Here is a 12,601-nt window from a genome sequence, read left to right on the forward strand (position 1 = left end):
AAGGCACTGACTGAGGTAAAAAGTTTTGAAAATCAATTTCCTTGATCGCCTGATGAGCCGTTTTGGTTCGTCTTAACCCAAGGAAGATTTAATGCTCCAAATCCAGCTAAAATAATTAGGATATAAATTCTCGCAATTCGTTGCGAGACAGAAGAGCCGAATATTCATTTTCCCGCTGTCTCTTTGAAGGAAGTTGAAGACTTAATTCGCCTATTCACCTGACTTTTTATCTAGTAAACTCTATTAAATTATTAAACATTTACAAGATAGGGGGTTACTCCCTATTTCACAAAAATAACTTACATTAATCTTTGGCGATAGGGAGGAAAAAACAAGGACAAAGAAAAGATTATTGCTTAATAGGGTTAAGTAGATTTAATTTAGAGATCGGAAGAATCTTAATACAAGAAGATCAAGGAGTTACAGTTATTGACAATGACTCTAATGCGATAGACATTTGGGGCCCTGAATTCACTAACTCTATTAACTGTGATGCCACCAGCATTAAAGATTTAGAAGATGTTGGAATTCAAGACTTTGATTGCGTCATTATCGGAATAGAAAATATAGAGAAATCTATTACTATCTGCTCAAACCTTAAAGAGTTAGAGGTTGGAAGAATTGTTGCAAAAGCTAAAGATGAAGTTCATAAGAGAATACTAAAGCTATTGGGAATCTCTTATAGTATTGTTCCAGAACTCTATGTGGTCGAGAATATTGCTTATCAAATTCTCTTTGACCTTGAAGTAGGAAGACTTCCGAATTTTCAAGGTAATGATTTCTTTTTCGTAAGACTTCCTGTCTATAACTCTCACTTATGGGGCCAAGAAATAGGTTCCTTACTCTTTTTAAAAGAGAATAACTCTGTTATTGTTAGTGTCAAGAGGCAAAAGGGAGGAGAGACAATTATTCCGGTTTCTTCTACTGATAAACTAGAGAGATCAGATATAGTTCTTTTGATAGCTAAAAGACACTGTATTGGTAACTTAAAGAGTTGTTTTATGAAAAATACTCCTGTTAATTTAGAGAAAAAGGAAGAAGTTAATTAGGCTTTATTAACGGAACCAAATAGCTTAAATTTTTCTTCAATCACTTCTGTAATTCCCACAAATCCATAGTTCAGTAATTTTCTTGGATCAAAACCTTTAGCTTTCATATCTAAATCTTTCTTCTCTTCAATATATCTTCGAGTTTCAGCTGCAAATTTCATTTGTAACTCTGTATTTATATTTATCTTGGTCACCCCGAGAGAAATAGCTTTTTGAATCACATCATCTTTAATTCCAGTCCCGCCATGAAGCACTAAAGGTCTATTAATAGCCTTTGAAATTTGTTCCAATAAAGCAAGATTTAAACCTTTTCAATTTTCTGGATAAGGCCCATGCATATTTCCAATTCCAGCAGCCAATAAAGTTGGATTCAATTTACTGATTTCAATACATTCATTTACATCAGCTTGATTTCCTAGACCAATAACTCCATCTTCCTCACCGGCTAAAGTGCCAACTTCTAATTCAACAGAAGCCCCTTTTTCAGTTGCCACCTTAATAACTTCTGCAGACTTCTTGTAATTTTCTTCAAAAGGCAAATGAGAGCCATCAAACATTACTGAGGAGAATCCAGCATCCAAAGCTTTAAAACAACCATCATAAGTACCATGATCCAAGTGAATTATTACTGGAACAGAAATCTTTAGATCTTCTGCCATTCCCCGAATCATTGAAGCGACTGTTTTATAACCACCCATATACTTTGCTGCGCCTTCAGAAACACCAACAATAACAGGAGACTTACACTTCTCTGCAGTTAACAAAATAGCTTTTGTCCACTCTAGGTTATTAGTGTTAATCTGTGCAATTGCATACTTGCCCTTTAAAGCCTTTTGTGAAGCCTCTATTGCATTAACTACAGGCATTTTATACTCCTACCTTAACTTGGGCTAATTTGATAACTCTTTCGTTGAGTTTGTAACCCTTACTAAAAACCTTTAATATTTTATTCCTTTGAATTTCTTCTACTGTTTCTGTTTCCAAACTTTCCATAATCTCTGAGTCAAATTCTTGGCCTGTTTCAGGAACTATCTTGCTTATGTTAAAGGAATCAAAGAGAGATTCAAATTGAGTTAAGAACATCTTGAATCCAAAGAGATATTTTTTAACTTCCTCACTGCTGGGCTCTACATTCAAAACATCTTCTAACCTAGAAACAATATTGACTAATTCTGTTAATTGGGACTCGTAGAGATATCTTTTCTGCTCTTCTAGTTTGGAACTATACTTCTGCTCTATTTCCTCTTCTTTAGATTTAATAAGAAGAGCGGCCTCATCACTCTTTTTCTGAATAGTCTCGAGAAACTTTTTATTTAATTCTTCCCTAAATTGCTCTTCTTTCTTCTCATATTCCTTAAGTTTCGACTCCAATTCTTTAATTCTTTCATCCTTTAGGTCTTTAGTTTCTTTGGCTAAAAGTTCAAGATCTAAGTCTGTTTGTGGGTTTGATTCCTGCTTTTGTTCTTCCTCCTTGGACTTTTTCTTAAAAGCCATTTAACTAAAGAGAATTAGTTAACTTTCGTATTCCTTCTTAAAAATTTTGATTCAATCTTTTGTTTCCTTAAGCTCAGTCAATTTTATTGATTTTATTTTCTCTAAATCAGTGCTGGAAAGCTTTAAAGAAGCCATTTCTAGCTTAATAAAGAGATTTCCTATACCCTTTTTTCCAAAATCAATTCCCATTCCCTTAAGTTTCAAAAGCTCTTTACTGCTGGAACAAGGAGGAAGTTTAATGCTTTTAACACCATAAGGGGTTGGTACTTCCACACTCCCCCCTAATATAGCCACTAATGGATTAATGAAAACTTTTGTATGTAAGTTATCTCCTTCTCTGGTGAAGACATCAGAATTCTCTACCTTAATGCTCAGATAGATCTTCTTATTGTCATAGGATTGACTATCTCTGAATACTAACGAATCTCCAGTTTTAACTCCTCCAGGAATCTTAATAGTTACTTTTTTAGTTTCTGAAGTGTAACCATGTCCCCTGCAGGTTGTGCAAAATTTCGTTATCTTCTCCCCAGACCCTCCACAGTACCTACATGTATTCTTTTGTTCTATTATTCCAAACAAGCTTTTAGTTCTAACAACTTCATATCCGTGCCCTTTGCAAGCAGAGCAGTTGTATATATAGCTTCTGTCCCCTTGAAAAGACCTCATTCCATTACATTCAAAACACACTTTGTTAGACCTGTAGCTAAGTTCATAATCACATCCCTTAACTGCCTTCAAAAAACTAATATTTACTTCTTTTCTGATGGTCTCGCTTTCTCCCCCTTGGCTTCTAGCTCTTGAGCCAGAAGAATGGAATGAAGAGAAGAAACCATCTTCTCCATCTTGTTTAGAAAAGAAACTACTGAAGATATCAAAGGGGCTTGCCCCACTCTCATATCCTTGACCCCCTCCAAAAGCCTCATAATTGGAACCAAATCTATCATAGTTTGATTTCTTCTCCGGATCGCTCAAGACCTCATATGCTGCATTTATTTTCTTGAACTTTTCTTCAGCCCCTGGAGATTTATTTATGTCTGGATGATACTCTTTTGCTAACTTTCTATAGGCTTTCTTAATTTCATCAGGAGTAGCTTCCCTGCTCAGCCCTAAGACTTCATAAAAATCTTGACTCATTACCGTCTAAATAAGTCTTTGATAGTGAGAGGGATTGCTGGAGGCTATTTGGTCACTATTTGGTTTCTGAGATAAACCCTGGAATTTCCTTCAAAAGATGTTTAGGTAGAGGTTGATAGTGAGAGAAAGACATTGAATAGACTCCTCTGCCTTGTGTCAAAGACCTCAAAGTTGTTGCATACCCAAACATTTCTTTTAATGGAATTTTGCAATTAATTGTGCTGACTGAGGAAGATAGCTCTGTGGCAGTTATCAGTCCTCTTTTGGCTGTGACATCCCCCATTACAGAACCAAAATACTGTGGAGGGGAGTTAATTTCAATTGACATTATTGGTTCCAGTAAGATGGAACCACACTTCTTACTCGCTTCCTTAAGAGAGAGAGAGGCTGCAATCTTAAAGGCCATTTCGTTAGAGTCAACTTCGTGAAATGATCCATCATAAAGAGTCGCTTTGATGTCTATTATGGGATATCCTGCTAATTGCCCTGCCTTCATAGCATCTACTAGGCCTTCTCTAATGGACTTGATGTATTCTTTAGGAATTTTTCCTCCTACTATCTTGTCAATGAACTCAAATCCTTTCTCTGGATTTGGCTCATACTTAACCCAAACATGTCCATAATTACCTCTACCCCCAGTTTGCTTAATATATTGTCCCTCAATTTCTTTGGTTACCGTAAAGGTTTCTCTGTAAGCTACTTGCGGAGCACCTACATTAACCTGCAATCCAAATTCTCTTTTCATTCTGTCAATCAAGATTTCAAGGTGTAATTCTCCCATTCCAGAGATAATGGTTTGACCAGTTTCATAATCTGATGAGATTTTGAAGGTTGGATCCTCATCTGCAAGTTTTTTCAATACCAAAGAGAGTTTCTCTTGGTCAGATTTAGTTTTTGGTTCAATGGCCAAGGAGATAACTGGTTCAGTGAAAGCCATTGCCTCCAATAGAAAGTCTGAGTCAGGGGAACCAGTTATAGTATCTCCTGTTTTCAAGCTCTTAGGGCCAACCAAAGCACAAATCTCCCCAGTCCCAGCCTCCTCAATCTCAGTTTTGTGATTAGAGTGCATTTTCACTAGTTTCCCAACTCTTTCTTTGACATCTCTAGTTGAGTTATAGATAGTATCTCCTTTCTTTAACTTGCCCGCATAAACCCTTATAAAAGTAAGTCTTCCCACGAATGGATCTGTCGCAATTTTGAATGCTACAGCCACTAAGTTCGACTCATCTTTGTTTTCAATAGTTAACTCTTCCCCGCTTCTAGTAAAAGCTTTGGTATTAGGAATGTCTAATGGGGAGGGAAGGTAATCAACTATGGCATCTAGCAAAAACTTAACTCCCTTGTGCTTAAAAGAGGAGCCACATAACACAGGGAAAAAGGAACCAGTCAAAGTTGCTTTTCTAATACACATCTTGATTTCATGCTCTTCTATCTTTTCTCCAGAAAGAAATCTATTAAGTATTTCATCGTCATAAACCAGTACCTCATTTAAAAGAGTCTCTCTTAAAGTCTTCACTTCTTCCTGTTGGTCCTCAGGTATTGGGATTTCTTCAAACTCCTCATCAACTCCTGCCTTGAAGTTATAAGCTTTCAGTCCCACTAAGTCAATAATTCCCCTAAAACTAGATTCATTCCCAATATTTAGTTGAATTGGAGAGAACTTAATATTCAGTCGATCTTTCAAAGATTTCATAGAAGATTGAAAGCTGGCTCCCACCTTATCCATCTTGTTACAGAAAATGATTCTTGGAACTTTATACTTGTTTGCCTGTCGTCACACAGTCTCTGTTTGCGGTTCAACCCCCATCGCCCCATCAAGCACAACAACTGCACCATCCAATACTCTTAAAGATCTTTCTACCTCAACTGTGAAGTCAACATGCCCAGGAGTGTCAATTAAGTTAAGAACAACTCCCTTTCACTCAGTTGTAGTAGCTGCAGAAGTGATAGTAATTCCCTTCTCTCTTTCCTGTTCCATTCAGTCCATAGTTGCACTCCCTTCATGTACCTCTCCCATTTTGTGAATCTTTCCTGTGTAATAAAGAATTCTCTCGCTAGTGGTGGTTTTCCCGGCATCAATATGGGCCATGATCCCGAAGTTTCTAAGGTTTAGTAACTTGTTAGACATTAGCTAAAAACGATAGTAAGCAAAGGCTTTATTACTTTCGGCTGTCTTGATAACTTCTATCTTTCTTTTTATTGAGAGTCCAGTATTATTTGAGGCATCAATAATCTCAGAAGATAATGCATCAACAATAGTTAACTCATTTCTCTTTCTGCTGTATTTAATTAATCATCGAAGCGCCAAAGCTTCTCTTCTTTCCTTACTAGATTCAACAGGAACTTGATAGTTTGCTCCCCTAACCTTTCTTGTTTTTAGTTCTATGCTTGGAGCGACATTCCTAATGGCTTGCTCAAAAACTTCTACAGGATTCTTCTCAGTTTTCTCTCTTATTTTTTCTAATGCGTTATAGACAATTCTTCTAGCTAATTGTTTCTTTCCCTCTCACATTATTAAATTAATTGCCTTAGTGACAATAACAGAGTTATAAGTTATGTCGGGAAGTAATTCTCTCTTTTTAAGTTTTCTTTTTTTTCGAATTTTGGTCTAGCTCTTCTTTTCTTTCTTTACCCCATATTTTGATCTTTCCTTTTTTCTCTTTTCGACTGGAGCCGCATCCAACTTCCCTCTGATGATATGGTATTTAACTCCAGGTAGGTCCTTAACCCTTCCTCCTCTAATCATGACTACGTGGTGTTCTTGAAGATTATGGCCTTCTCCGGGAATGTAGGCAAGAACTTCATGATTATTTGAAACTCTAACTTTTGCAAACTTTCTCAAGGCTGAGTTAGGTTTTTTAGGAGTCATTGTAGAAACCTTCAAGCAAACTCCTCTTTTCAGTGGATTAGATCTCTTAATAGGTTTGTTTTTTAGAGAGTTTCAACTTTCCTGCAGGGCTTGTGATTTAGACTTCTTCTTCTTTCTCTGTCTTCCGTGTTTAGAGATTTGTGCTAAGGTAGGAATAGTTAATAAAACTAGCTAGAAAAAACTCAGATAGACCTATGAGAGATAAAATTTCCTAGAAAAATTTTAAATCTCTTCTCTCTTTTCAATTTATTAATTGGTGCAAAACTGAAAAAAATAATAAACAAAAACAATTAATCTAATATTTAAAGGCTTTTAACTTAATCCAAGACACAAAAGTATGTGTGTTTTTTGTGAAATTTCTTCTAATCTAGATAAACAGTCTAACTTAATAAAAGAGGGAAAACATGTTTTCATAATCCCAGATAAACATCCTGTAACTGAAGGTCACGCCCTAGTAATAACCAAAGAACACTACCAAGATTTTGGCTCTACCTCTGATGAAGCTCTTCAAGAAGCAGTGATCTTGGCTAAGGAACACTCACAAAAATTACAAAGAGAAAATCCTAGTATCCAAGGCTTTAACTTCGTTGTTAATCAAGGAGCTAAAGCTAAACAGGTAATATTTCACTTCCACCTACACATAATACCTAGGTACTAATACTAGATTTCTATAAAAATTAAATTAGAATTAATTCGCTTAGTGTTTTCTAATAAATACTGTATTTAGAGGATGTCTGAAGATACCATAACTATCAACTTAAAAATAACCAAAGATCTTTACGAAAAACTTGAAGTTCAACTAAAGCTCTTAAAGGATAACAATATTCACGGTTTAGAAAATGCAGAAACTGTTGAAGACTTAATTATTTTCTATTTAGAACACTTCTCTGCTGGAGAAGAAAAGATGAAAAAGATTGAGGATCGAATGCAAAGTGTTTTAGATACTTTAAGAGAAAGAGGTGTAGATGTTTTAGATCTCTTTAACTCCTTTAATCAAAAAGTTCAAGATGAAAAAGAAGAAAGAGAAATGGAGTCGAGAAGAAATAACAGAACAAGTCCAGAAAAGAAGAAGAGTTAGAAAAAGTCAGTAGGGTTTTAGGGTTAGAACGGAGTTTAATTCCGGATCTGCTAACTCGTTCCAGATTTGTTTTAGGTTTTTTCTCAGTTTTCTTTTATTTCCTTTTTATTGTCAAGAGAAAAAACACATCATCAAATGGTCTTTTTTCCAGTGATACCATACCATTCTTGCAACTAAGCTTTGTCTTTTTAATTCTTTCTATAATCACTGACTACTTTGATGGGGCTTTAGCAAGAAAATGAAAATGTCAATCTAAGTTTGGTGCCGTCTATGATCCTCTCGCAGATAAACTGTTAGTTTCAGCTTTTTTAGTACTATTTGGATTTGCTAAAGCGGTTCACTGAATAATCCCAGTCTTATCTTTAGCGAGAGAGATTACTGTAGAGAGAATTAGATATAAGTTGAAAAAAATAGGAATTTGACTAAAAGCCAATACAACTGCCAAGAAAAAAACTGCTATTCAATTTGCAGGAATAATACTTGGTTTTCTGGTAACTAATAGTTGAGGTAAAGAAGTACTAAATATTTTCTTTCTTTTCTCTCTATTATTTAGCTTTAAATCTCTAACTGGATATCTAAAAATCTATTGAGATTCATTCATTGAGCAATAGTAACAACTTGATTGGTTTAAGAATTGCATTATTTATTGTTGCATTATTTACTCTATTCTTAGTTTTCTACTATGTGTCTTCTGAAAAAGTCTGGTTCAAGAAATATATCTGAAAGTTTTTTAGAAGAAAGGAGATCTCAGTATCAGAATTTGAAACTTTTGTATATTCTCTAAGTTCAGTTCTTCTGAGATTTTCTCAGGAAAAAGTAGGTGCTTTGATAGTTATAGAGAAATTCCAGAACCTACAAAAGTATATTAATTCTGGATATGTAGTTGAATCTCAGTTTTTCTCGGAATTCCTTTACAATATCTTCCTGAATAAAGGATCTTCAATGCATGATGGTGGAGTAATTATCAGAGGGCTAGAGATTAAGTCAGTTTCCTCTTATTTCCCTATTTACTCACATAAAAATATTCCTAAAGAGTATGGCTCCAGACACAGAGCTGCTTTGGGAATTACCTCAAAGACTGATGCAATTGCCTTACTAGTCTCTGAAAGTCAAGGAAAAATTCTCTGTTCAGAGGCTGGAGAATTTATTGAACTAGATAAAGAAAATATTGATCTTTTAGTTGAGTCATTAACCAAGGTTTTGAACTACTTAATTACCACTTAAAATACTTCTTGGGGAAAAAGGGGATGTCATCGATTTTTACTATCTTGGATAGGTGTTATTCAGAAATAAAAAACACTATTTAGAGCGAGATAAGTACACTGATCAACTCTCTGCAAAATTATCTAGAGCTTTTGAACTAAAAAACTATGCCTCAATAAGAGAGCTTTCAAGAGCTCACTCTGTTACAACCTTAGTTAGTATTCTCGAAAAACTCTCTAACTACGAACTAGTCAATATTATCTTTCTTGCTTTAGATGAAGACAGACTAGAAGACTTTTTCTTTTCTTTTTCAGAGGCCAATAGACTCACTATATTAAATAACATAAGGCCTGCCTTACTCTCTAAGTTACTTTCTCAATTACAACCTGACAAAGTTGCAGAAATTCTTTCTATTGTCGACAGTAACCTTTCAAAAAAGATAATCTATCTTTCTTCCCCTCAACAAAGAAAAGAACTCAATCTTATAAGCAGTTTCTCACACTCACAGGTAGGTAGTATTATGAACACTTCTATTCTTACAATACCTGAAAGCTTTAAGATATCTGATGCTCTCAGTTACATAAAGAAAAAGAGAAATAAGTTTGACATTGGTGAAGAACTCTTTGTAGTCAATCTAAAACAAGAGGTCGTTGGTTCCGTAAATATTCAGACCTTATTTTTCTCTACTAGAAGTTCACTTTCAGTCGGAGAGGTGGCGGAAAAGGACTATATCTCTATCTCTGCTAGAGAGCAGATAGGAGAGGCAATTGACCTATTTCAAAAGTTTCCATTCACCTCTGCAGCTGTACTAAATGAAAAGAATCAAATACTAGGAGTTATTACTAGCAAAGACATTCTCCCAGAGATAGTGGATGAGAGTATGGAAGATGTCTACAGATTCTATGGAATTGTTAATCTGCAACACTCATACATTAAATCCACTCCTTGAGAGGTAGTTAGGTCTAGATTGTTTTGACTAATAGTCTTACTATTTGCTACAACCTTAACTACACTCATAATAGATAAATTCGAGAACCTAGGGGTGAAGTGAACCTCTGGCCTTTCTTCGGCTATATTAGTGCCTTTAATTCCGCTGATTACTGATATGTGCGGGAACTCAGGAAGTCAAACTGCCACTTCCATAATTCAGTCTTTTGCTAGCAATGAGTTAACTGCAAAAGACCTGTGGCCTGTTGCGAAAAAAGAATTAAAGATCTCAGTTATGGTTGGAGGGATAGTCTCGGTAGTTAACTTTGTAAGGCTCTTGGTCTATTTCACTATTTTTCCCATTGAAACAAACAAATTGAAAAATCAAACGACAACACAAACTACCAACTTAGTGCAATCCACTTCCTTTGTTCCCTTTTCGGAACAATTCAGAAATCTTTCATTATTTTTTAATGCCTCTAAAAATGGAGATCAATACAACCCAAAAGTAGCTGGATATGTGGGGGCTGCAATTTCCTCTTTAGCTCTTTTTGTAGTCATTATCCTATCTAAACTGATGGGAGTATTTATTCCCTTTGTTGCGCATAAATTCTTTAAAGATCCAGCTTCTATGACTACTCCGGCACTCACAACCATATTAGATGCTGTTGGAACTTTAATCTTTTTTTCAATGGGGGTTGGAATCATATATTTAAGTCTTGATGCCTTAAAAATTCATGGAGTCTCGCAATAATATGTACAGACTCTTAAGAAAGCTCCTATTTAGATATACCAGAAAAACATTCAATGAACAAAAAGAGGAGGTTCTAGAGCAACTCCAAGAAAGGGAAAGGGAGCTAAGAAATGACTGATTAAGTAGTTCTGTTAATTTCCTTGAAATACCTAATAACAAAAAAATCATTAATCATTGAGCAATATTCTTAACGAGACACGCGAAAAACATTGCTCTATTCATTTGCACTTTAGGGTTAGCTCAATTCCTTTCTCTTCTGGCTAATTCAAAATGAAGAAGTCCCTCTTCAATTAGAGAATTAAAGTCCCTAGAGTCTAGAAGGAGAGAGATTCAGAGAGCAAAAGCTTACTTTAAGAGAATTCAGGACAATGAAAGAGACTATGAAGAAAACAAAGCAAAGGAACTAGAGCCTTGAACAGAAGAAATAGTCAGTTACTCTTTAGCCTCTATGCCATTCAGTAAACATGAAGAAATTACTGACAAGAGAAGGAATGATCCCTATTTAAGATTCCTCCACATCTATGCCATTGTTATCTCTTGTTTCTTCACTGGGGGTTTAATTCTCTTCTATTTCCTATACAAAAAAAGTAGAGATCCTAGATATAGATTCTTAGACAGTGCTCTCTCCAAACATGTAATTGAGGGAAAGAAATTTGAGAAATATCTAACTGAGTTAATTAGACAGAAATATGAGTTTGATAGCATTTCCAACCTTCAACATTGTCTAAATAGCACATTTAAAGATACTGCTTTAGCTTCAACCATTCAGACAAAATGTTTCAGAGCTCCATTCTTAAAAACTGCTTTATTCTTCATTCTTTCTCTTTTGACCGGTGGCTTACTTCCTATGTATGTATATTGACTTTCTGCGCAAGACAATATTGAGAGATTTAATAAGTGATGATCAATGAACAGAGTTAGAGAGAGTGGCGGTATTGAGCCATTAGGAAATATATCTAGAACTTGATGGGGGAGAATAATGAAGTTTTTTAGAAGAGCTTGAACAGACCTACATATTTCTGGTCATGTTTCCTCGACAATTAATCTAGCAATAACTTCTTCATTTCTTAAGCCAACTAAAAGTCTTAAGCAGTTAAATTGAGGGTTGTTTTGAATGTTCACTTCTCCATTAGCAAAATGAATGATTAATTTGTTTCTATTGCTTTTGAGCTATACCTTCTTATTGATCTGAAGCCTTCAATATAAATTTGAACTAACAGAATGGCCTTTCTACACTATGGTAGCTAGTTCTTCCTTATTCCTTCTCTTGTTGGGATATCACATTTACCTAGTGATCTAGTAACTAGGTGTTCTAATTAGGCGTATTAGTCTAACTTTCTCCCCTTTTTTGGGGAGAAATATCCTACTGAAATCTTTTAGTGTCATCAGCTTTTCTTTTTTATTCGGAGCCCTCTCTTTATTTCTTGGATTTATCTTCTACAAGGCAACTGGGGCTATTTCTGAATTTGGATTTAAGAATTTCTTTTTAAACTGAGCCTCTGAAGGTAGTGCCCCGAAAGTCTCTGTTTATGCCCCTTTAATCTATACCTTAATTCTGGTAGTTAGTTCAGTTTGAATCACTAACAAAATTGCCTTAAAGCTAGCAAAAAGCCTGATAAAGCTTAAAGAGAATTACAGAAAGGTATTCTGTTTTTCTCTGAAATTAATCTCAATTCTCCCTTCCTTTATAACCTCCTTTATTCTCTTTGAGGCTATTATTCCTGTATTAACCAAGCTCTTTGGATCTCTTTCCAGTTTCTCTCTAATCTGAGTAGTTATATGTTTTTTTTCTATCTTGTTTCCTACTTCCTGTTTAACCTATCTAGAATGATTCAATTCCAGAGAGATAAAGACAATGAACTCAGCTTTATTGAGCTTAGCCTTAGATGATAAACACAGAGAAAAGATTTATCTGAAATGCTCAAAAAAAGTTATCTATCTGAATTGGGTTGCTTCTTTGATAAAGGCTCTAGGAGAAAGTGTTGCTCTAAGTTGATTCCTATCTAGTGATAGATATGATAAGCCTTTTAACTCTTTTTCTAATTTCTTGAGCTCAGAGAGTCATACTATTTCCAGCCTGATCTCTTCTTTTT

General features: G+C 35.1%; 13 protein-coding genes and 1 pseudogene. 8 read left to right on the forward strand and 6 right to left on the reverse strand.

What is annotated here, in order from left to right:
• Positions 1 to 311 precede the first annotated feature (311 nt).
• Entirely contained in the window at positions 312 to 1,049 is a 738-nt protein-coding gene (locus tag DNK47_RS02830) for a potassium channel family protein (RefSeq protein ID WP_110555202.1), read from the forward strand.
• Here the strand turns inward: DNK47_RS02830 and fba are convergent.
• The 6 genes from fba to rpsL are packed head-to-tail and all read right to left on the reverse strand — an operon-like array spanning position 1,046 to position 6,702.
• A complete protein-coding gene (gene fba, locus DNK47_RS02835) occupies positions 1,046 to 1,915 on the reverse strand; it encodes a class II fructose-1,6-bisphosphate aldolase (RefSeq protein ID WP_112665762.1) in 870 nt (289 codons plus the stop codon). The genes DNK47_RS02830 and fba overlap by 4 nt on opposite strands.
• Position 1,916: 1 nt before the next feature.
• Entirely contained in the window at positions 1,917 to 2,543 is a 627-nt protein-coding gene (grpE, locus tag DNK47_RS02840) for a nucleotide exchange factor GrpE (RefSeq protein ID WP_110555201.1), read from the reverse strand.
• Positions 2,544 to 2,561: 18 nt separating this feature from the next.
• A complete protein-coding gene (locus DNK47_RS02845; protein WP_112665764.1) occupies positions 2,562 to 3,677 on the reverse strand; it encodes a DnaJ domain-containing protein in 1,116 nt (371 codons plus the stop codon).
• Between the two features lie 55 nt (positions 3,678 to 3,732).
• The gene (gene fusA / locus DNK47_RS02850; protein ID WP_112665766.1) at positions 3,733 to 5,805 is read right to left on the reverse strand and encodes an elongation factor G; all 2,073 of its coding nucleotides are present in this window, start codon (positions 5,803 to 5,805) and stop codon (positions 3,733 to 3,735) included.
• A gap of 3 nt (positions 5,806 to 5,808) precedes the next feature.
• Positions 5,809 to 6,279 (reverse strand): 30S ribosomal protein S7, encoded by a 471-nt coding sequence (gene rpsG / locus DNK47_RS02855; protein WP_112665768.1) that lies wholly within the window; start codon positions 6,277 to 6,279, stop codon positions 5,809 to 5,811.
• Positions 6,280 to 6,285: 6 nt separating this feature from the next.
• The gene (rpsL, locus tag DNK47_RS02860; RefSeq protein ID WP_112665770.1) at positions 6,286 to 6,702 is read right to left on the reverse strand and encodes a 30S ribosomal protein S12; all 417 of its coding nucleotides are present in this window, start codon (positions 6,700 to 6,702) and stop codon (positions 6,286 to 6,288) included.
• A gap of 181 nt (positions 6,703 to 6,883) precedes the next feature.
• Between rpsL and DNK47_RS02865 the strand changes: the two genes are divergently transcribed.
• The 7 genes and pseudogenes from DNK47_RS02865 to DNK47_RS02895 all read left to right on the forward strand — a co-directional run.
• On the forward strand, positions 6,884 to 7,204 hold the full coding sequence (locus DNK47_RS02865) for an HIT family protein (RefSeq protein WP_112665772.1): 321 nt from the start codon (positions 6,884 to 6,886) through the stop codon (positions 7,202 to 7,204).
• 72 nt (positions 7,205 to 7,276) lie between these two features.
• The gene (locus DNK47_RS02870; RefSeq protein WP_099197252.1) at positions 7,277 to 7,624 is read left to right on the forward strand and encodes a hypothetical protein; all 348 of its coding nucleotides are present in this window, start codon (positions 7,277 to 7,279) and stop codon (positions 7,622 to 7,624) included.
• A 47-nt stretch (positions 7,625 to 7,671) separates the two neighbouring features.
• Positions 7,672 to 8,235, forward strand: a complete 564-nt coding sequence (locus tag DNK47_RS02875; protein ID WP_258393917.1) for a CDP-alcohol phosphatidyltransferase family protein — start codon at positions 7,672 to 7,674, stop codon at positions 8,233 to 8,235.
• 7 nt (positions 8,236 to 8,242) lie between these two features.
• Positions 8,243 to 8,848 carry a diadenylate cyclase CdaM gene (gene cdaM / locus DNK47_RS02880; protein WP_112665776.1) on the forward strand — a complete coding sequence of 202 codons (606 nt, stop codon included), beginning with the start codon at positions 8,243 to 8,245 and terminating at the stop codon, positions 8,846 to 8,848.
• Between the two features lie 52 nt (positions 8,849 to 8,900).
• On the forward strand, positions 8,901 to 10,508 hold the full coding sequence (locus tag DNK47_RS02885) for a magnesium transporter (RefSeq protein ID WP_112665778.1): 1,608 nt from the start codon (positions 8,901 to 8,903) through the stop codon (positions 10,506 to 10,508).
• Positions 10,492 to 11,808 (forward strand): hypothetical protein, encoded by a 1,317-nt coding sequence (locus tag DNK47_RS02890; protein WP_146737540.1) that lies wholly within the window; start codon positions 10,492 to 10,494, stop codon positions 11,806 to 11,808. The genes DNK47_RS02885 and DNK47_RS02890 overlap by 17 nt, the downstream gene beginning before the upstream one ends.
• 48 nt (positions 11,809 to 11,856) lie before the next feature.
• A pseudogene (locus tag DNK47_RS02895) lies at positions 11,857 to 12,601 on the forward strand (hypothetical protein); the annotation flags it as partial.

It is taken from the genome of Mycoplasma wenyonii (assembly GCF_003265155.1).
Lineage (GTDB): Bacteria > Bacillota_I > Bacilli_A > Mycoplasmatales > Mycoplasmoidaceae > Eperythrozoon_A > Eperythrozoon_A wenyonii_C.